Here is a 19919-nt window from a genome sequence, read left to right on the forward strand (position 1 = left end):
GCGACCGTTCCGGTCGCCGAAAAAACCCTAGAAGAAAGGAATAGAACCCATGACCACCGTTGCTGACATCGTCTCCACCATGAAAAGCAAGTTCAACGCCAGCGCGGCCGCCGGCCTGGATCTGGTGTTCCAGTTCAACATCGAAGACGGCGACAACCACTACCTGGTCGTCAAGGACGGTACCTGCGAAGTGGTACAGGGCGACGCCGAGAACCCCAACGTCACCCTGATCATGGACAGCGAAACCCTGAAGGGCATCACCAGCGGCGAGACCGACGGCATGCAGGCCTTCATGGCCGGCAAGCTGCGCGCCGAAGGCGACATGATGCTGGCGATGAAGCTGGGCGAACTGTTCCCGGTCTGACCGTTTCCGGCGCCATGCCAGAAGGAAAACCGGAGTCCCTCGCGGCTCCGGTTTTTTTTCGTCCGGCATTCCTCCAGGCCGACGATCAGGGACCGTGATGGAGCGGCAACACGCTTGCCCATAACGCCCGGCGGCGGCTTGTGAGGGCCGGGACAGGGCATTAGATTAGCCAATTATCGCCGGTCACCATCATTGCGCAGCCTGATGCGCGCACCGGCTCCCGCGGCTCCGCCGTGGCACCACGAGAAGGGAACCCCATGTCGCTGACCGACCAATCCACTCGCATCCGCGCCGGCGAAGAACTCGACGCCGCCGTCATCGACCCGTACCTGAAAGCCCATATCCCCGGCCTCGAAGGCACCCCGAAGATCAGCCAGTTCCCCGGTGGCGCGTCCAACCTGACCTACCTGATCGAGTATCCGCGCCAGGAGTTCGTCCTGCGTCGCCCGCCATTCGGCCACAAGGCCAAGTCGGCCCACGACATGGGCCGCGAATACCGCATCCTGAACCAGTTGAACGCAGGCTTCCCCTACTGCCCGAAAGCCTACCTCTACTGCACCGACGAGTCGGTGATCGGCGCCGAGTTCTACGTCATGGAACGGGTCAAGGGCATCATCCTGCGCGCCGAACTGCCGCCTGAGCTGAATCTCGACGAACAACAGACCCGCAGCCTGTGCAAGAGCTTCATCGACAAGTTCGTCGAACTGCACAACGTCGACTACGCCGCCTGCGGACTGGCCGACCTGGGCCGCCCGGACGGCTACGTGCAGCGCCAGATCGCCGGCTGGACCGACCGCTACGAGAAGGCCCTGACCCCCGACGCGCCGCTCTGGGAACCGGTCAAGGCCTGGCTCAAGGACAAGCAGCCGGCCGATCACCACAAGCCGGGCATCGTGCACAACGACTACCGCTTCGACAACGTGATCCTCGACCCGGAAAACCCGATGCAGATCATCGGCGTGCTGGACTGGGAACTGGCCACCCTCGGCGATCCGCTGATGGACCTCGGCAATACCCTCGCCTACTGGGTGGAAGCCGGCGACCCGGCTCCGGTGCAGCTGACCCGCCGCCAGCCCAGCCACCTGCCGGGCATGCTGACCCGCCGGGAGTTCGCCGACTACTACGCCGAGCGGGCCGGGATCCCACCGATCGACAACCTGGACTTCTACTACACCTATGGCCTGTTCCGTCTTGCCGGCATCGTCCAGCAGATCTACTACCGCTACTACCACGGGCAGACCCAGGACAAGCGTTTCGCCCAGTTCGTGCAGATGAACAAGCTGCTGGAGCAGATGAGCCTGCAGGCCATCGAGCGCTCCCGCCTGTAACCGACCACTACAAGGGGATAGCCCATGTCCAAGACCCACCTGTTCGACCTCGACGGCAAGATCGCCTTCGTTTCCGGCGCCAGCCGCGGCATCGGCGAGGCGATAGCCAAGCTGCTGGCCCAGCAAGGCGCCCACGTGATCGTCTCGAGCCGCAAGATCGATGGCTGCCAGGCGGTCGCCGACGCGATCACCGCGGAGGGCGGCAAGGCCACCGCGATCGCCTGCCACATCGGCGAGATGGAGCAGATCCAGAACGTCTTCGCACAGATCCGCGAGCAGTTCGGCCGCCTCGACATCCTGGTCAACAACGCCGCCACCAACCCGCAGTTCTGCAACGTACTGGAAACCGACCTCGGCGCCTTCCAGAAGACCGTCGACGTCAACATCCGCGGCTACTACTTCATGTCCATCGAGGGCGGCAAGCTGATGAAGGAACACGGCGGCGGCAGCATCATCAACGTGGCCTCGATCAACGGCGTATCGCCCGGCGAGTTCCAGGGCATCTACTCGGTGACCAAGGCCGCCGTGATCAGCATGACCAAGGTCTTCGCCAAGGAATGCGCGCAGTTCGGCATCCGCTGCAACGCCCTCCTGCCAGGGTTGACCGACACCAAGTTCGCTTCGGCGCTGGTGAAGAACGACGCGATCCGCAACCTCGCCCTGCAGCGCATCCCGCTCAAGCGCGTGGCCGAGCCGAGCGAAATGGCAGGCGCCGTGCTCTACCTGGCTAGCGAAGCGTCCAGCTACACCACCGGCGTGGCGCTGAACGTCGACGGCGGCTTCCTTTCCTGACGGAACGGCGAACGCGCGAAGAGGGAGCCAGGGCTCCCTCTTTTCATTTCAGGATTGCCAATGCCTCGCACCAGCGCGGGACAGGCGCCCCACGGCTATTCACCTGCGTTCTCGGGTAGCCGGACGAGTACCCCCATAGGCGTTACCCGCCGCTTCCACTTCAGTTGCCGACCCGCCAGCCACCGTTCACCGACACCACCGTTCCGGTGACGAACCCCGCCTCGGGCGAGGCCAGCCAGGCCACCGCCGCGGCGATGTCCTCGACCCGGCCGGTCCTGCCCAGCGGGGTCTCGCCGACGATGGCGGCGACCCGTTGCGGATCGAGGCCGCCGGGAAAGAACCGGGTGTCGGCGATGTAACCCGGCGCCACGCTGTTCACCGTGATCCCGCGCGAACCGAGTTCCCGCGCCAGGGCCACGCCGAAGCCATGCAGGCCGGACTTGGCTGCCGCATAGCCCAGCGCACCAGGACTGCCGCTACCGGTCTGCGCAGCGATCGATCCGATATGGATGATCCGCCCGCCCTCTTCCGTGAAATGCGGCAACACCGCCAGCGACATGAGGAACGCGCTTTTCAGGTTGCCGTCCAGCAGCGCATCCCATTCCCGCTCGGCCTCAGCCAGCGGAGTGGTGGCGGCGATCTTTCGGGTGAACCCGGCGTTGTTCACCAGCACGTCGAGCCCCTGGAAGGTGTCGCCAACCCAGGCGGCCACCGCCTCGACAGCTTCGCGGCGGGAAAGATCGGCGGCCATCCAGGGCACACCGCCCAACTCGGCGGCAGCGCGTTGCAGGCGCTGGGAATCACGGGCCACCAGGGCGATCCGATAACCCTGTTGCCGAAGGCGCCGGGCGATGGCCAGGCCGATGCCCGACGAGCCGCCGGTGACCAGGGCGGTACGGGGGATTGGAGAATGAGTGTGCATGACGGGCTTCCTCTGTAATGGATGGAACGCCTCGTCTGGCCAGAGCGAGCGTACGGATGGATTTTCGACGGATCCGCCGCGATATATCCAATACTGTCTTTCTTAACTCACCATATCCGGGAGATATCGCAATGGCCGACTTACGCCAGTTCCGCCAGTTCGTCGCGGTTGCCGAGGAGCTGAGCTTCCGCCGCGCCGCTGAGCGCCTGCACATGGCCCAGCCACCGCTGACCACTGCGATCCGGCGGCTGGAAGAAGAAGTCGGCGCCAGCCTGCTGGAGCGTGACAACCGTATCCACCGCCTGACGCCGGCAGGCCGCGCGTTCCTCGACGAAGCCCGGCGCACCCTGGCCCAGGCCGAACGCACCCTGGCGGCCGCGCGCAGCGCCGCCAGCGGACGCAGAACGTTGCGCCTGGCGTTCGTCGACAGCACCATCAATATTCTGCTACCGCGCATACTCCAGGCGTTCCGCCACCAGCATGGCGCGCTGGACTTCCAGCTCCAGGAAGACACCACCGCGGGGCAACTGGAGGCGTTGCGCGAAGACCGCATCGATGCCGGCCTGATCGTTCTGCCGGTCGACCGCCAGCCCGGCCTGTACACACATCTACTGGTGGACGGCGACATGCGCGTGGCATTGCCCGAAGGGCATCGGCTGGCACGCCATGCGCGCCTGCGCCTGGAACAACTGGCCGGAGAACCCTGGCTGCTGTTTCCACGGCACTATGGGCCGGGCATGCACGACCTGATCGTCGCCGCCTGCGCGGCAGCCGGCTTCGTCCCGGAGGTGGTGCAGGAGGCGCGGCAGATGCAGACCATCGCCGGGCTGGTGGCCGGCGGCATCGGCGTCGCGCTAGTGCCTTCGCTGCTACAACCGTTGCGCCCGCCGGGGGTCACCTTTCGTCCCCTGCAAGGGCGGCGGGCGCGAATTCCCTATCGGCTGGCGCTGGCCTACCGCACGCCGTCGGAACTCATCGAACGCTTTCGCGAAACCGCCCAGGCGATCGCCGCCGCCCCGGCTTTTCGCATGGCCTAGCGCCAGTCCCTGAGCGCCTCCTCGGCCGCCAGGTTCATCGGCTCGGCAAGCAGCCCGGCGACGCCGTAGTTCACCGCGAACACCGCCTTGTCCGCCATCGGCAGGAAAGTCACCCGCCCCGCCAGCGGCTCGAACAGGAACAGGTCGTGCTCGCCGGCCCGCAGCCAGCGCCAGAGATCGACCCCCAGCGGACTCTGCGACAAGCCCAGGCGGCGGCCCCGGGACTGCTGCTCGAGGGCCAGGAAGCGGCCGCTGAGCGCGTCGAGGCGATAGCCCGGCGCCAGACCGATCAACGCGGCCAGCCCCTTCCAGCGGAAAATCCGCGCGTCCAGTTGCCAGAGTTCGCCGTCCAGCACCACGCTGCGCTCGTTGGCGCCCTCCTGGATCAGCACCCGGTAGCGCTGCGGCCCTTCGGCCTGGAAGCTCAGGGTGGCCATCGGCTGCTCGGGCTTGAGCAGCGAATAGCTGCGCAGGTCCCAGGCGAGCACCAGCAGCAGCGCCGCCACGGCGACGAAGGCCAAGCCGCAGGTGCCGCGCAGCCAGCCGAGGAACCAGGTGCGTTCGAAGAGGATGCGCACCGCGACCAGGGCGGCCAGCAAGGCCAGTAACGCGAATGCCCAGGCCAGACCGTCGTACTGCATGCAAGCGATTCCTTCTGCGTGAAATTGCGGGCATTATGCGCACCCCTCCTCCCGACGGCCAGCGAGGCCGTTTCCCGATTGGAAGCAGGTCCGGTTTTTCATGCCCTTCGAACTCGCGATAGACCCCAGCACCCTGATCATCCTGGCCGTGGTGGCCTTTCTCGCCGGCTTCATCGACGCCATCGCCGGCGGCGGCGGCCTGTTGACCATCCCTGCGCTGCTCACCGCCGGGGTCCCGCCGCACCTGGCGCTGGGTACCAACAAGCTGAGCTCGACCTTCGGTGCGGCGACCGCCAGCTACACCTTCTACCGGCGCAAGCTGTTCCATCCCGGGAAGTGGCGCAACGCTCTGCTCGCCACCGCGATCGGCGCCGCCATAGGCGCCTGGGCGGCTCACCTGCTGCCCGCCGAGTGGCTGAACCGGATGCTCCCGGTGGTGGTATTCACCTGCGGCCTCTACATGCTCTTCGGCGGCACGCCGAAGGCGCCGCTGGACGCCGATGCGCCGCTCGGACGCAAGCGCCAGTGGCCGCAGGGCCTCGCCCTGGGCTTCTACGACGGCGTGGCGGGACCGGGCACCGGAGCGTTCTGGACCGTCAGCTCGCTGCTCATGTACCCGCTGGACCTGGTCCGCGCCAGCGGTGTGGCGCGGAGCATGAACTTCGTCAGCAACATAGTGGCGCTGGCGGTGTTCATCGCCTCCGGCCAGGTGATCTGGTTGCTCGGCCTGTGCATGGGTGCGTCGCTGATGGTCGGCGCCTATTTCGGCGCGCGCACCGCCATCGGCGGCGGGGCGAAGTTCATTCGCCCGGTGTTCATCCTGGTGGTCCTGGCGCTGACCGCGCGGCTAGCCTGGCAGCACTGGTTCAGCGGCGCCTGAGCGGCGCGCCAGGTACAGGTCGATCAGGTGCCGGGCGATCGAGCGCTGCGCCGGTAGCGGCGGCAAGGCATCGAGGGAGAACCACTGGGCGTCCTCGATCTCGTCTTCCTGCGGGACGATCTCGCCGGACACGTACTCGGCGTGGAAACCGAGCATCAGCGAATGCGGGAACGGCCAGTTCTGGCTGCCGATGTATTCGAGATTGGCGACCTCCACCCCGACCTCTTCGCGCACCTCGCGGACCACGCACTGCTCCACCGACTCGCCGGCCTCGACGAAGCCGGCCAGGGTACTGTAGACCCCCGGCACGAAGCGCGGCGAACGCGCCAGCAACACCTCGTCGCCCCGGGTCACCAGGACGATCATGCTCGGCGACAGGCGCGGGTACTGGTGCAGCCCGCACTGCGGACACTGCATCACCCGCTCGTGGTCCTGCGCCTGCATGCGTGTGCCGCAATTGCCGCAGAACCGGTTGTGACGTGCCCAGATGCCGATCTGGCTGGCATAGCCGAGCATGCAGAACTGATCGAAATCGCCGTGCAGCATGAACTGCCGCAACGGCGCCCAGGCCATGCCCGGCAGCTCGATCGGCTCGTCCAGTTCCAGCACGTAGACCGGCTCGCCCTGCCAATGGCCGACCCCATGTTCGGCGAGCAGCGGGAGTTCCTGGCGCTTCAGCCATTCGCGGGGGAACAGCAGGCCGTTGTCGTCCTGGAGGAAGCGCTGCTGACAGTGCGCGAGCACCCAGCCGCCGACCTGGGCGGTAGCCGGCCGACCTGCCTGCCAGCGGAACTCGCCGGCCATCAGGCGGCCACCGGCAGTCCGAGCGCCTTGACGCTGGCGCTGGCCAGGTCGAGGACGTCCGGCTGGCCCTGCGGACGCAGCACGGCACCGCCCTCGAGATAGTATTCGAGACTGGTCAGGGCGTCGGCGAGGGTTTCCAGCATCTGCTCCGAAGGCATCTGCGCGGTCTCGATCATGCGCTGCTGGATGTAGTCGGCGCAGCCGCCGACCAGCAGCGCGGCGCGCTCCTGACCGAGGAACCAGAGACCGCCCCGGACCGCCTGCAGGCTGGCCGGGACGTTGGCCAGGTTGAGCTTGTCGCCATTGGATTCCAGGTACGCGGTGATCGCACGCTTGGCCAGGGCCAGGCCGGCCTTGGCCTCCTCGATCACCACGATGCGCGCCTCGGCCAACTGGTGCACGGCGAACGCATCGGCTTCCTGCCCGGGCTCCGCCGGAGTCGGCCGGATGATGCGGCGCTCGCCGCGCTCGAGGTTGCCGACCATGCTTTCCACGTAGAGCACCGCATCGGCCAGGCGCAGCAACGCCGGCGGCGAATCGGCGACGCCGCTGGCAGCCCAGGCGGCCACGGTGGGTAGCTGGGTCTGCAGGGCGGTGCCGGCCGAGTTCAGGCCGACCATGCCGAGGGTCTTGCTCAGCTTGCCCAGTTGCGCATGCAGGTTGGTCAGGCTATCCGGCTGGGCCACGCCGCGCTCGATCAGGTCGAGCATGTCCTTGACCCCGGCGAGTTCCTCGCGGATCGCCGTGGACAGCGAACGCATCACCGACTGGCCGGGGCCGGACAGGCGCTGCGATTCCTCTTCCAGCAGGTGGTCGGTGAACGGCAGCGGCGCCAGCCCATGCAGTTCGCGGACCTCGCGCGAACGCGGGCCCTGGCCGTCGGACAGCGCCACCAGGTAAAGCAGTTCCTTGAGCAGATGGCGCGGCGCCTCGTAGGCCGGGCCGATCAGCAATTGCTTGAGCTCGCGGTCGATGCGCGAGAACAGTTGCTTGCGCGACTTGCGCGGCAACAGTTGGCCATCGACGATCGACTCGATCGCCGCGGCGCCGATCCAGCACAGCCGCGAACGGGCCACCCCGCCGTGCAGGCTGTCGAGGCGCGCCAGCGCGCGGCCCATCAGCTTGAGGCTGGGATAGAGGTTCTGTTCGCGGATCAGGCCGAGCAGGCCGATCTGGTACATGTGGCGCATCCGCCGGCTTTCCTCGCCCAGTTCGGCTTCGGAAGGCAGGTGGTCGATGGCAGTGCTCGGCGGCCGCGGGATATCCAGGCGGGCGCTGAAGAAGAAGCTTTCCGGCAGCGCCGGCTGCCCTGCGGCACAGCGCACTTCGTTGATCGCCGGCAAGAGCAGCTCGGGGATCTCCTGGCGATTGGCCTCGACGTTCTCCAGGTAGCGGCGCAGCACGTACAGGGCGTTGCCCAGGGCTGCCAGCTGGCCGTCGCGCTCCTCGCTGACGCCGGTGGGAATGTCGGTCGCCAGCTGCAGGGCTTCCTGGGCCAGCAGCTCGGCGCCGGCCAGCTCGATCAGGTTGAGGGTGCCGCGGATCTGTTGCAGGCATTCGACGGCGTGCTGCAGCAGGCTGCCGTTCTGCCGCTCGGCAATGAACTGCTCAAGACCCTGTTCGGCCTGTTCCATGGTGGCGAACAACTCGTCGCGCACCAGACTGAGGGACGTGGCTCCTGTGACCATCGGTCTAGTGCGCCTCCCGCGCAAGAATATACAACGGCATCAATCAGCGAATTCCGGCTTCTGCTTGGCCATATGCGCGGCCATCGCCACCCGCAGGTCGGCGGACTGGAGCATGGCGGCGTTCCAGGTAGCGACGTACTCGAGGCCGTCGTCGACCCGGTGGTCGCGCATATAGCGGATCATTTCCTTGGTACCACGGATGGCGATCGGCGACTTCGCGGCGATCTGCCGCGCCAGTTCGAAGACCCCATCCATCAATGCGGCCTGGTCCGCGTAGGTACGATTGACCAGGCCGATGCTCCGTGCCTCTTCGCCGTCGACCATGCGCCCGGTGTAGGCCAGCTCGCGCATCATGCCATCGCCGATGATCCGCGGCAGGCGCTGCAGGGTGCCGACGTCGGCGGCCATGCCGATGTCGATCTCCTTGATCGAGAACTGCGCGTCGGCGGTCGAGTAGCGCATGTCGCAGGCCGAGACCAGGTCGATGGCGCCGCCCAGGCAGTAGCCCTGGATCGCCGCGAGCACCGGCTTGCGGCAGTTGTCGACCGCGTTGAACGAGGCCTGCAGCTCGAGAATCTTGCGACGCAGGGCGTCGGCGTTGCGGCCGACGTCCTTGCCCAGTTGGCTGCCGACCTGGGCCAGCAGCATCAGGTCGATCCCCGAGGAAAAATGCTTGCCCGCCCCGGACAGCACGACCACCCGCACTTCGTCGGTATCGTCGACCCAGCGGAAGATCTCGATGATCTCGCGCCAGAAGTCCTGGTTCATGGCATTGATCTTGTCCGGACGGTTGATCTGGACGTGGGCGATCTTGTCTGCCAGCTCCACACGGAATGCGTTGTACTCGGTCACGGCGATAGTCCTCGGCAGAGCAACTGCGCTGTCAGAACGCAGAGATTTTTGTTGTGCGGAAAATCCCGCAACTATAACAAGGGCGAGCCAAATGTCGATGCTGCACTATGTGATGCACGGCACGCCCATTGATACCGCAATCTCTTCGATGATTGCGCTAAACGCTTGATCCAACGAAAGTCCTGCTGGCATTTTCAGTCTTTTCCTTGCCGTGGAGTCCATCGTGAGCAGTCCCCTGAGCCAGGCTTTCGCACAGAACTTCCTCGGGCATTCGCCGCGCTGGTACAAGCTGACGGTGCTCGCCTTCCTCTTGCTCAACCCCCTGCTGCTATGGCTGGCCGGGCCGGTGACAAGCGCCTGGGTGCTGGTCGGCGAGTTCATCTTCACCCTGGCCATGGCGCTGAAATGCTATCCGCTACAGCCGGGTGGCCTGTTGGTGCTGGAGGCGCTGCTGCTTGGCCTGGCTACCCCCGAGGCGCTCTATGCGGAATTGCAGCACAACTTCCCGGTGCTCCTGCTGCTGATGTTCATGGTCGCCGGCATCTACTTCATGAAGGACCTGCTGCTCCTGCTGTTTTCCCGCCTGCTGCTCGGCGTGCGCTCGAAGACCCTGCTATCGCTCCTGTTCTGCCTGCTGGCCGCCCTCCTCTCGGCCTTCCTCGACGCCCTCACCGTGACCGCCGTGGTGATCAGCGTGGCGGTGGCATTCTTCGCCGTGTATCACCGGGTCGCTTCGGGGCAGCGCGCCAGCGAGGACTACGATCCCGCCACCGACCGCCAGGTCCCCGAGCTGCACCGGGCCCATCTCGAGGAATTCCGCGCCTTCCTCCGCAGCCTGCTCATGCACGCGGCGGTCGGCACCGCGCTGGGCGGCGTCTGCACCCTGGTGGGAGAGCCGCAGAACCTGCTGATCGGCCACGAGGCCGGCTGGCATTTCGTCGAGTTCTTCCGCCAGGTCGCGCCGGTATCCATGCCGGTACTGGCGGCCGGCCTGCTGACCTGCGTGCTGCTGGAGAAGAGCCGCCGCTTCGGCTATGGCGCCCAGTTGCCGGCGGCGGTGCGCCAGGTGCTCGCCGAGTACGCCGCCAGCGAAAGCCGCAAACGCGGAGCGCAGCAGAAGGCCGCGCTGCTGGTGCAGGCCCTGGCGGCGCTGGTACTGATCGTCGGGCTGGCCCTGCATGTCGCCGAGGTCGGCCTGATCGGCCTGTTGGTGATCGTGCTGATCACTGCCTTCACCGGCGTCACCGACGAACACCAGATCGGCCGCGCCTTCCAGGAGGCCCTGCCGTTCACTGCGCTGCTGGTGGTGTTCTTCGCGGTGGTCGCGGTGATCCACCAGCAGCACCTGTTCACCCCGATCATCCAGGCGGTGCTGGCGCTGCCGGCGGAACGCCAGCCGGGCATGCTGTTCATCGCCAACGGCCTGCTCTCGGCGATCAGCGACAACGTATTCGTCGCCACCATCTACATCACCGAGGTGAAACAGGCGCTGGATGCCGGCCACATGAGCCGCGAGCATTTCGATACCCTGGCGGTGGCGATCAATACCGGCACCAACCTGCCCAGCGTAGCGACGCCCAACGGCCAGGCGGCGTTCCTCTTCCTGCTGACCTCCTCCATCGCCCCGCTGGTGCGCCTGTCGTACGGCCGCATGGTCTGGATGGCGCTACCCTACACCCTGGTGATGGGCGGCCTGGGCTGGTGGGCGGTCAGTCATTGGCTTTGAGCGTCGGCACTCCGTTGACCTGATTGCGCCATTGCCGCCAGGTGTACATCGGGATACCGGCCATCAGCACCAGGAAGCCCCAGAAGATCGCCTGCTGGCCGGTGCCATACAGCGCCCATAGCGAGTAGGCGAAGCCCAGCGAGCCGATCACCAGCAATTGCCGGCGTGAACGCGGCGAGAACTCGTCCGGTCGCACCGCCAGCAGTTGCAACAGCGCGGCGGTGCAGAACGCGTAGGGGACCACCCCGGTCATGGTGCCGAGCAGGATGATCACGTTGAACACATCGACCAGGTCGCCATGCCCGTCGACCATCACCAGCGCCGTCACCAGCAGCCCCGAGGCCAGCAGGCCGTGGGCCGGCGCGCCGTTCTTGTTGAGCTGGCCGAGCGACTCCGGGAACAGCCCGTCGCGCGCCGGAGCCACCGGGATCTGGCCCTGCAACAGGACCCAGCCATTGAGCGCGCCCAGGCAGGCGATGACCGCCCCGGCAGCCACCAGGTAGTAGCCCCAGTCGCCCATCAGGATCCGCGCCGCGTCGGCGAACGGCGAGGTGGAGCGGGCCAGCACCTCCGGCGGCATCAGGCCCTGCACCGCAGTGATCGAGAGGATGTAGAGGGCCGCCGCGGCCAGCGTGCCGAACAGGGTCGCACGGGGAATGGTGCGGCGCGGATCCTCGACGTCGTCGGCCGGCACGGTGGCCGACTCCAGGCCGATGAACGACCACAGGGTCAGCGCCGCGGTGGTGGCGATCGCCTGGGCATAGCCCATGTTCGGCAGCTCGCTGCGCGCCGGGATCGCCAGGTGCTCGGGATTGAAGTGGAACCAGCCGAGGATACCGACCAGCAACAACGGCAGCAGCTTGAGGATGGTCAGCAGGTTCTGCACCACGCTGAAGGTGCCGATGCCTCGCAGGTTGATCAGGGTGCACAGCCAGATCGCGGCGATGGCCACGCTGACCATCAGCAGCGGATCCGCCAGCGCCGGGATGAATACCCGCAGGTAGCCGACCAGGGTCACGGCGATCGCCGCGTTGCCGATCCAGGCGGCTTTCCAGTAGGTCCAGGCGCACAGGTAGCCGGCGAAGCTGCCGAAACCGTCGCGGGTATAGGCGTAGGGGCCGCCGGCGCCGGGGTTGACCCGCGCCAGGCGGGCGAAGGTCAGCGCCAGCAGCACCGCGCCGGTGCTCGACACCAGCCAGCCGAACAGGCTGAGCCCGCCGAACGCCGCCAGGCTGGAGGGAAGCAGGAAGACTCCCGAACCGACCATGTTGCCGATCACCAGCGCGCTGCAGGTCCAGAACCCCATGCCGCGCTTGCCGGCCTTCTCTCCCCCCGCCATCGACACCCCTTAGCCTGTCGGCTTCATTCCTTTATGCATTCAACGGTATAGCAGCGCCCGGACGGTCCGTCCTGATGCTGCAGGCCATGCACATCGGAGTCGAAACCAGGGAAGGCGCGCTCGAAGGTCCGCGCGAACTCGAGATAGTCGAGGATCGAGCGGGTCGCCTCGGTGAAGCGCTCACCCGGCATGATCAGCGGGATACCCGGCGGATAGGGTACCAGCATGACGGCCGCGATGCGCCCTTCCAACCGAGCGATCGGTACCGCCTCGACCTCGCCGCGCACCAGCTTGTCGTAGGCCTCGGACGGCCGCATCGCGACCTCCGGCAGCACCGTGTACATGCGCTTCATGGCCTTCGCCGTGGCGTTGTCGCGGTAGCTGGCGTGCATGGCGTCGCTGAGGTCGCGCAGGCCCACTCCGTTGTAGCGCTTGCCGCCGGCCTGGGCCACGGAGGGCAAGACGTCGAGCAGCGGCAGGTTGGCGTCGTAACAGCGCTTGAATTCGAGCAGTTCGGTGACCAGGGTGCTCCACTTGCCCTTGGTGATGCCCATCGAGAACAGCACCAGGAAGGAGTAGAGACCGGTTTTCTCCACCACCAGCCCGCGCTCCCAGAGGAAGCGGCTGACGATGGCAGCCGGAATCCCCTGCTCGCTGAGCTTGCCGCCGGCGCTCAAGCCCGGGGTGGTCAGGGTGACCTTGATCGGATCGAGCAGCACGTAGTCTTCGGCGATATCGCCGAAGCCGTGCCAGTCGGCGCTCGGCTCCAGTACCCAGTCATGGGTGCCGACCTGATCGGTGCCCTCCACCTGCTCCGGCTGCCAGACGCCGAACCACCAGTCGTTCCGGTCCAGGTTCTGCCGTACGTTGGCCAGGGCCCGGCGGAAGCTGAGGGCCTCGTCGAAGGTCTCCTGGATCAGCGAACGCCCGGCGGGCCCTTCCATCATCGCCGAAGCCACGTCCAGCGAAGCGATGATGCCGTACTGCGGCGAGGTCGAGATGTGCATCATGAAGGCTTCGTTGAAGCGCGCCACGTCCAGCTTCCGGGTCCCGCCATCCTGCACGTGGATCATCGAGGCCTGGCTGAAGGCGGCGAGCATCTTGTGCGTGGAGTGGGTGGCGAACACCAGGGGTCCCTCCTCGCTGCGCGAGGTGCCCATGCCATAGCGTCCGTCGTAGAACTCGTGGAACGCGGCATAGGCGTACCAGGCCTCGTCGAAGTGCAACACCTCGACGCTGTCGCCGAGGGTCTGCTTGATCAGCTCGGCGTTGTAGCACAGGCCGTCGTAGGTGGAGTTGGTCACCACCGCCAGCTTCACCTTCGGCTCGCGGCCGCGCGCCAGCGGGCTGGCGGCGATCTTCGCGGCGATCGACTCCTTGCTGAATTCGCTCAGAGGGATCGGCCCGATGATCCCCAGTTCGTTGCGTTCCGGAGTCAGGTAGAGCGGTATCGCCCCGGTCATGATGATCGAGTGGAGGATCGACTTGTGGCAGTTGCGGTCCACCAGCACCAGGTCTTCGCGACCGACCATGGAGTGCCAGACGATCTTGTTCGCGGTGGAAGTGCCATTGATCACGAAGAAGGTATGGTCGGCGCCGAAATTGCGCGCGGCACGGTCCTCGGCCTCGGCCAGGGGGCCGGTATGGTCGAGCAGCGATCCCAGCTCGGGGACCGAGACCGACAGGTCGGAACGCAGCGTGTTCTCCCCGAAGAACTGGTGGAACGCCTGTCCCACCGGGCTCTTGCGATAGGCGACACCGCCGCCGTGGCCCGGCGTATGCCAGGAATAGTTGGACTGCGCGGTGTGCTCGACCAGCGCGCGGAAGAATGGCGGCAGCAGCCCGGCCAGGTAGTTGCGCGCCGCCCGGGCGACCTGGCGGGCGAGGAACGGCACGGTGTCTTCGAACAGGTAGAGGATGCCGCGCAACTGGTGCAGGTCGGCCATGGACTCGGCCGGCGCGTTCTCGATGGTCACCTGCTCGCCGAGGGCGAAGATCGGCAATTGCGGCGCCCGCACGCGGGCCACGCGGATCAGTTCGACCACATCCTGCAGCAGGCGCTGGTTTTCCCCGGCACCTTCGGCAGCGACCAGAATGCAGGCCAGGCCGTGGTGGGTGGAAGCGACGATGCGCCCCTCCGCGGAGCTGGCGGTGGAGAGAATGCTGAAGCCGTCCTGCTCCAGTTCGTGGGCGATGCCCCGCACGCGTTCGCCGGCAACGGTGTCGGCCTTGATGTCGCGATGGACGATGAGGACGGGAAATTTGAGGTCTTTATACATTGTTGATCCCGAGCAGCAGGCGGGCGAACCCCGCCGGTCGGCTCAGGGTAGAGACTTGCCGGCACGCACGTAACCCCCGGCGGCTTGCCCTTGTAAGAAAAGGTCGCGGCAACACAAGTCGGCGCGCCGCGCTTGCCTCCTCTCCCGCCAGCGAGGAGCATGGACCTCTCTGCCCTGCTACGGAGCGACAACGATGCGCAGCGCTTATCGGATCGTCAGCGATCACTATGCGGCCTCTAGCCGTGGGGACCTCGCCGGAATGCTGGCGGACATGGACGAACGCACCGAATGGACGGAAATGGCCGGTTTCCCGCTGGCCGGCACCTATGTCGGCGCGGCCGCCATCGGCGCCGGTGTGTTCCAGGCCTTGCAGCGGGACTGGGAGGGCTTCAGGGTCGAGATCGAGCGCCTGATCGACGGCGGCGACAGCGTGGTCGCCGTCGGTCGATATGCAGCGACCCACCGTCGCAGCGGCAAGTCGTTCGAAGCGCGTGTGGCACACGTATGGACGGTAGAGGACGGCAGGATCCGCCGTTTCGAGCAGTTCTGCGACACCTTGCTGGTGGACCGGGCGACACGCTGAACGCGGCGCCCGTGGTGCATGGGCAGGCTATTCGCCGACCGGCGCTTCCAGTTGCGCCCAGAGCGACGGACCACCTGCCGACTTCTCGATCACCGCCAGCCGCGCCGCATGCGCAGCCAGCTCTTCAGCGTTGGCGCGCAGCACCGGGGTGGCTACCCGCGCCGGATCGAGCCGACGGATCGGGCTGACCATCGGCCGGCCGCTGCCGTCGCCTTCCGCGCCGCTGCCGGCCAGCGACAGGCTGGTCTGGCCGCCGGTCATCGCCAGGTAGACGTCGGCGAGGATCTCGGCGTCGAGCAACGCGCCGTGCAGGTCGCGACCGGAGTTGTCCACGCCGTAGCGCTTGCACAACGCATCGAGGTTGTTGCGCTGGCCCGGATGGCGCTCGCGGGCCATCAGCAGGGTATCCAGCACCGAGCAGTACTCGGTCACGTCCGAGCGGTCCTGCTGGCCCAGCAGGGCGAACTCGTTGTTGATGAAGCCGATATCGAACGCCGCGTTGTGGATGATCAGCTGGGCGCCGCGGATGAATTCGAAGAAATCGTTGGCGACCTCGCGGAAGCGCGGCTTGTCCTTCAGGTATTCGTTGGTGATGCCGTGGACGGCGATCGCCCCTTCGTCGACCTCGCGATCGGGTTGCAGGTAGACGTGGAAGTGGCGACCGGTCAGGCGACGCCCCTCCAGCTCGACACAGCCGATCTCGATGATCCGGTGACCATCGGTCACCGGCATGCCGGTGGTTTCGGTATCCAGTACGACGCTACGCATCTATAGAGCCTTTCTCTGTTTCGCTGCAGCCGCGGCTGCTGAACGCTTGTTTCGGTGTGGCCGCTCAGCGCGGCAATTCGGCGACGCCACGGTTGGCCAACTGGTCGGCCCGCTCGTTGCCGGGATCGCCGGTATGCCCGCGGACCCACTGCCACTCCACCTGGTGCCGGGCGACCTGCTCATCCAGGGCCTGCCAGAGGTCGGCATTCTTGACCGGCTGCTTGCTGGCGGTCTTCCAGCCGCGCTTCTTCCAGTTCGGCAACCATTCGGTGATGCCGCGCATCACGTATTCCGAGTCGGTGATCAGACGGATCGGACAGGAACGCTTGAGTGCCGCCAGCGCCTGGATCGCCGCCATCAGTTCCATGCGGTTGTTGGTGGTGTCCGGCTCGCCGCCCCAAAGCTCTCGCTCGGCGCCCTTGTAGAGGAGCAACGCCCCCCAGCCGCCGCGCCCAGGGTTGCCCTTGCAGGCGCCGTCGGTATAGATCACTACCTGTTCTTTATCTGTCATGCCTAAATTTCGGAATCTCGCCGGCTGACTTTCGCCACCGGCATGGGCACCAGCTGACCGCGCGGTTCGCGCTTGCTCTGGCGCAACGGGCGCAACCCCACGACCAGCTTGCGTGCCACCAATAGATAGAAGCCGGCGCCCGAAGACTGCCAGGCGTCGCCCCAGCGCTCCAGGCGAGCCAGGCGCGATTGCCAGGCTGCCGACGCAAGCGGCGGACGATAGCACCCGAAGCGCCGTTTCTCCAGCGCGAAGCCCAGCAGGTTGAGCCAATCGCAGGCCCGCGACGGAGGAATGCAGCGGGCCTGGCGCAAGGCATCCCCGGCGAAATAATGACGGATGCCCCACAGGCTCCATGGGTTGATGCCGATCAGCAGCAGGTGGCCGCCCGGACGAACGGTACGCGCGGCTTCGCGCAGGAGACGGTGAGGCGACAGGCAGAAATCCAGGCCGTGTTGCAGCAGGACCACGTCCGCGGCATGTTCGCTGAGCGGCCAGGCGCCCTCTTCGCAGGCGATGTCCACGCCCGGCAGCGGCGGCCCCAGGCGCACGCCGCGCTGAATCTGCCCGGTGCTCGGCGGCAGTTCGGCATGCGGCCCGTAGTGCACCAGGTAGCCACCGAAGTAACGGGTCAGCTCGTCGCACAACAGGCGTCGCTCCTCGGCCAGCATCAGGCTGCCCAGCGGGCCCTGGAACCAGTCGCGCGCCCGGTTGATCGATGCCAGCCACTCGGCATCGGTCTGGGCGAAGGCTTGCGGTTCGTTCATGCGTACCTCCAGCGTCTTCCCCTTCGCGGCGACGGACGCCGGCACGACGGGAAAATAAGCAATACTATGCGCCAATGACTTCTGCTTAGCGACATCGACCCATGATACAGATCGACGCCCTGCCCGCCTTCAACGACAACTACATCTGGCTGTTGCAAGATGCGACAAGCCGTCGCTGCGCGGTGGTCGACCCCGGCGATGCCAAGCCGGTGGAAGCCTGGCTGGCCGCCCATCCCGACTGGCGGTTGAGCGATATCCTGGTGACCCACCACCATCACGACCACGTCGGCGGCGTCGCGGCCCTGAAGGAACTGACCGGCGCGCGGGTTCTCGGCCCGGCCAACGAGAAGATCCCGGCCCGCGACCTGGCGCTGGAAGACGGCGAACGGGTCGAGGTGCTCGGCCTGGTCTTCGAGATCTTCCACGTGCCCGGCCATACCCTCGGCCATATCGCCTACTACCACCCGGCGGAGACGCCGCTGCTGTTCTGCGGCGACACCCTGTTCGCCGCCGGCTGCGGCCGTCTCTTCGAAGGCACCCCGGCGCAGATGCATCATTCCCTGGCGCGACTGGCCGCGCTGCCGGCCAACACCCGGGTCTACTGCACCCACGAGTACACGCTGAGCAACCTGCGCTTCGCGCTGGCGGTGGAGCCCGACAACGCGGCGCTGCGGGAACGCTTCGAGGAAGCGACCCGGCTGCGCGAACGGGACCGCATCACCCTGCCGTCGGAAATCTCGCTGGAATTGTCGACCAATCCATTTCTTCGCGTTTCGGAAAATTCTGTTAAGAAAAAAGCCGACCAGCGGAGCGGCCAGCAAAACCGCACCCCGGAGGAGGTTTTCGCCGTCCTGAGGGCCTGGAAGGACCAGTTCTGAAGGTTGGCGAAATCTTGACCACTCTTGAGGTCATTTCTAGAATCGGCTGAATTTTTGCCCGGAACAGCACTCAGCCGATGCCGCCACAGACACGTAAAACCCCCGATCTAGACGCCCTGGCTCGCGCCGTTCGGGTGTCCATCCTGCTCATCGCCGGTGCGCTCGCCGGCTGCCAGGGCAGCGGCCAGATCAAGGGGGAGGCCCAGGCCAAAGCAGCACGTCCCGGCGCCCGAGCCGTCGACGTCCAGTTCAACCCCTCCTGGCTGCATACCCAGCCCGGCCAGAACGCCGCCTACAACGACATCTGGGACCGCATGCGCGACGGTTTCCAGCTCCAGGATGCGATCAGCACCAACCCGCGCATCGAACGTCAGCGCCTCTGGTTCCTCAGCAACCAGTCATTCCTCGAACAATCGAGCGCGCGCGGCAGCCTCTACATGCACTACGTGGTCGAGCGCCTGGAAGAACGCAACATGCCGCTCGAACTGGCGCTGCTGCCGGTCATCGAAAGCGCCTACAACCCCTTCGCCCTGTCGCGCAGCAACGCCGCCGGCCTCTGGCAGTTCATTCCCGCCACCGGCCAGCATTTCAACCTGCGTCAGACCAATTTCTACGACGGTCGCCGCGACATCACCGCCTCGACCAATGCCGCCCTGACCTATCTCGAGCGCCTGCACGACATGTTCAACGGCGACTGGATGCTCGCCCTGGCGGCCTACAACGCCGGCGAAGGCACTGTCAGCCGCGCCATCGAACGCAACGAGAAACTGGGCCTGCCGACCGACTACTGGAACCTGCCGCTGCCGCAGGAAACCCAGGACTACGTACCCAAGCTGCTCGCCCTCTCGCAGATCGTCATGGCGCCGGATTCCTACGGCATCAGCCTGAACCCGATCAACAACGAGCCCTACTTCCAGGCCGTCCGGGTCAAGCGCGGGATCGACCTGTCCAGTGTCGCCGCGCTGGCGAACCTGGACGAGGACGAGCTGTACCAGCTGAACCCGGCCTACAAGCGCCGCGTGACCATGGACGGCCCCCAGCAACTGTTGGTGCCGATGGAGAAAGCGGCGTTCCTGACCGCCTCGCTGGACACCCTCAAGCCGAAGGAAGTCACCGCCTGGCAGCAATACCGGGTGCGTAGCGGCGACAGCCTGCACAGCATCGCCAACCGCTATCGGATCACCGTAGCGGAGCTCAAGAGCGCCAACCGCCTGTCCAGCAACCACCTGCGCAAAGGCCAGCAACTGAGCATCCCCGGGCAGATCGCCGGCGGCGCCGTCAAGCCGGTCTACCAGCAACTCGCCCGACAGGCTTCCCCCCCGGCCAGGACCCGCTCCTATAAGGTCAAGAACGGCGACAGCCTGTGGCAGATCGCCCGCAACAACGGCGTCGACGTCAACGACCTGAAGCGCTGGAACGGCCTGGACAAGCACGCCCTGAAGGTCGGCCAGACCCTCAAGCTGCAAGGCGGCACCCAGGCCCTGGCGGCCCGCAAGGGAAACGCCGCCGGCAAGCGCGACAGCGCCACCTACTACAAGGTCAAGCAAGGCGACTCGATGTACCTGATCGCCAAGCGCTTCAATGTCGAAATGAAGCACCTGCAGCGCTGGAACCCGCGCAGCAAGCAGGCGCTCAAGCCCGGCCAGACCCTGACCCTGTACCTGGACACCGCGAGCCGCTGACAGCCCATTGCAGGCCGTCCCGAAACGCCACGCCCGCTCCTGCCGGCGTGGCGTTTTCGCAAGCGCGGCCAGAACCCCGGC

The 19919-nt window shown here is 66.4% G+C and carries 19 protein-coding genes; 9 read left to right on the forward strand and 10 right to left on the reverse strand.

Annotated elements, in window-relative coordinates; translation table 11 throughout:
• The first annotated feature begins 49 nt into the window (after positions 1-49).
• The 3 genes from AC1RB9_RS16380 (at position 50) to AC1RB9_RS16390 (ending at position 2484) form a co-directional block, all read left to right on the forward strand.
• Complete coding sequence (locus AC1RB9_RS16380) at positions 50-364, forward strand: SCP2 sterol-binding domain-containing protein (protein ID WP_003087993.1); 315 nt, start codon at positions 50-52, stop codon at positions 362-364.
• A 257-nt stretch (positions 365-621) separates the two neighbouring features.
• A complete protein-coding gene (locus tag AC1RB9_RS16385) occupies positions 622-1692 on the forward strand; it encodes a phosphotransferase family protein (protein WP_003098170.1) in 1071 nt (356 codons plus the stop codon).
• Between the two features lie 24 nt (positions 1693-1716).
• The gene (locus AC1RB9_RS16390) at positions 1717-2484 is read left to right on the forward strand and encodes an SDR family oxidoreductase (RefSeq protein WP_003087987.1); all 768 of its coding nucleotides are present in this window, start codon (positions 1717-1719) and stop codon (positions 2482-2484) included.
• 160 nt (positions 2485-2644) lie between these two features.
• Here AC1RB9_RS16390 and AC1RB9_RS16395 read toward each other — a convergent pair whose 3' ends face one another.
• Positions 2645-3406, reverse strand: coding sequence for an SDR family NAD(P)-dependent oxidoreductase (locus AC1RB9_RS16395; protein ID WP_003450113.1), 762 nt, complete (start codon positions 3404-3406; stop codon positions 2645-2647).
• Positions 3407-3537: 131 nt separating this feature from the next.
• On the opposite strand from AC1RB9_RS16395, the gene AC1RB9_RS16400 reads away from it, so the two are divergent.
• Entirely contained in the window at positions 3538-4443 is a 906-nt protein-coding gene (locus AC1RB9_RS16400; RefSeq protein ID WP_003117685.1) for a LysR family transcriptional regulator, read from the forward strand.
• Here AC1RB9_RS16400 and AC1RB9_RS16405 read toward each other — a convergent pair.
• Positions 4440-5084, reverse strand: coding sequence for a hypothetical protein (locus AC1RB9_RS16405; protein WP_003087981.1), 645 nt, complete (start codon positions 5082-5084; stop codon positions 4440-4442). The genes AC1RB9_RS16400 and AC1RB9_RS16405 overlap by 4 nt on opposite strands.
• Positions 5085-5184: 100 nt before the next feature.
• Here AC1RB9_RS16405 and AC1RB9_RS16410 point away from each other — a divergent pair, with 100 nt between their 5' ends.
• Positions 5185-5964 (forward strand): TSUP family transporter, encoded by a 780-nt coding sequence (locus AC1RB9_RS16410; protein WP_003450110.1) that lies wholly within the window; start codon positions 5185-5187, stop codon positions 5962-5964.
• Here the strand turns inward: AC1RB9_RS16410 and nudC are convergent.
• The 3 genes from nudC to AC1RB9_RS16425 are packed head-to-tail and all read right to left on the reverse strand — an operon-like array spanning position 5932 to position 9308.
• Positions 5932-6768 carry an NAD(+) diphosphatase gene (gene nudC / locus AC1RB9_RS16415; protein WP_003113595.1) on the reverse strand — a complete coding sequence of 279 codons (837 nt, stop codon included), beginning with the start codon at positions 6766-6768 and terminating at the stop codon, positions 5932-5934. The genes AC1RB9_RS16410 and nudC overlap by 33 nt on opposite strands.
• Positions 6768-8456: a type IV pilus/biofilm regulator FimL gene (gene fimL / locus AC1RB9_RS16420; RefSeq protein ID WP_003098159.1), complete on the reverse strand. Its 1689-nt coding sequence runs from the start codon at positions 8454-8456 to the stop codon at positions 6768-6770. The genes nudC and fimL overlap by 1 nt, the downstream gene beginning before the upstream one ends.
• A 39-nt stretch (positions 8457-8495) precedes the next feature.
• A complete protein-coding gene (locus AC1RB9_RS16425) occupies positions 8496-9308 on the reverse strand; it encodes a crotonase/enoyl-CoA hydratase family protein (RefSeq protein ID WP_003087972.1) in 813 nt (270 codons plus the stop codon).
• Positions 9309-9531: 223 nt separating this feature from the next.
• Here AC1RB9_RS16425 and nhaB point away from each other — a divergent pair, with 223 nt between their 5' ends.
• Positions 9532-11034 (forward strand): sodium/proton antiporter NhaB, encoded by a 1503-nt coding sequence (nhaB, locus tag AC1RB9_RS16430; protein WP_003113594.1) that lies wholly within the window; start codon positions 9532-9534, stop codon positions 11032-11034.
• Here nhaB and AC1RB9_RS16435 read toward each other — a convergent pair.
• Both AC1RB9_RS16435 and ldcA read right to left on the reverse strand, forming a co-directional pair.
• Entirely contained in the window at positions 11018-12373 is a 1356-nt protein-coding gene (locus AC1RB9_RS16435) for an amino acid permease (protein WP_003117687.1), read from the reverse strand. The genes nhaB and AC1RB9_RS16435 overlap by 17 nt on opposite strands.
• Positions 12374-12396: 23 nt before the next feature.
• Positions 12397-14652, reverse strand: coding sequence for a lysine-specific pyridoxal 5'-phosphate-dependent carboxylase LdcA (gene ldcA, locus AC1RB9_RS16440; RefSeq protein ID WP_003087961.1), 2256 nt, complete (start codon positions 14650-14652; stop codon positions 12397-12399).
• A gap of 193 nt (positions 14653-14845) precedes the next feature.
• On the opposite strand from ldcA, the gene AC1RB9_RS16445 reads away from it, so the two are divergent.
• A complete protein-coding gene (locus AC1RB9_RS16445; protein ID WP_003098144.1) occupies positions 14846-15235 on the forward strand; it encodes a nuclear transport factor 2 family protein in 390 nt (129 codons plus the stop codon).
• A 27-nt stretch (positions 15236-15262) separates the two neighbouring features.
• Here the strand turns inward: AC1RB9_RS16445 and dnaQ are convergent, their stop codons facing one another.
• From dnaQ to AC1RB9_RS16460, 3 genes are all read right to left on the reverse strand, one after another.
• The gene (gene dnaQ / locus AC1RB9_RS16450) at positions 15263-16003 is read right to left on the reverse strand and encodes a DNA polymerase III subunit epsilon (protein ID WP_003087958.1); all 741 of its coding nucleotides are present in this window, start codon (positions 16001-16003) and stop codon (positions 15263-15265) included.
• 64 nt (positions 16004-16067) lie between these two features.
• Positions 16068-16514 (reverse strand): ribonuclease HI, encoded by a 447-nt coding sequence (gene rnhA / locus AC1RB9_RS16455; protein ID WP_003087954.1) that lies wholly within the window; start codon positions 16512-16514, stop codon positions 16068-16070.
• A 2-nt stretch (positions 16515-16516) separates the two neighbouring features.
• Positions 16517-17278 (reverse strand): methyltransferase domain-containing protein, encoded by a 762-nt coding sequence (locus AC1RB9_RS16460; RefSeq protein ID WP_003087952.1) that lies wholly within the window; start codon positions 17276-17278, stop codon positions 16517-16519.
• Positions 17279-17379: 101 nt separating this feature from the next.
• Between AC1RB9_RS16460 and gloB the strand changes: the two genes are divergently transcribed.
• Positions 17380-18156 (forward strand): hydroxyacylglutathione hydrolase, encoded by a 777-nt coding sequence (gene gloB / locus AC1RB9_RS16465; RefSeq protein WP_003087949.1) that lies wholly within the window; start codon positions 17380-17382, stop codon positions 18154-18156.
• Positions 18157-18233: 77 nt separating this feature from the next.
• Positions 18234-19838: a lytic transglycosylase domain-containing protein gene (locus AC1RB9_RS16470; RefSeq protein ID WP_023081790.1), complete on the forward strand. Its 1605-nt coding sequence runs from the start codon at positions 18234-18236 to the stop codon at positions 19836-19838.
• Positions 19839-19919: the final 81 nt, after the last annotated feature.

It is taken from the genome of Pseudomonas sp. 20-5, assembly GCF_056782835.1.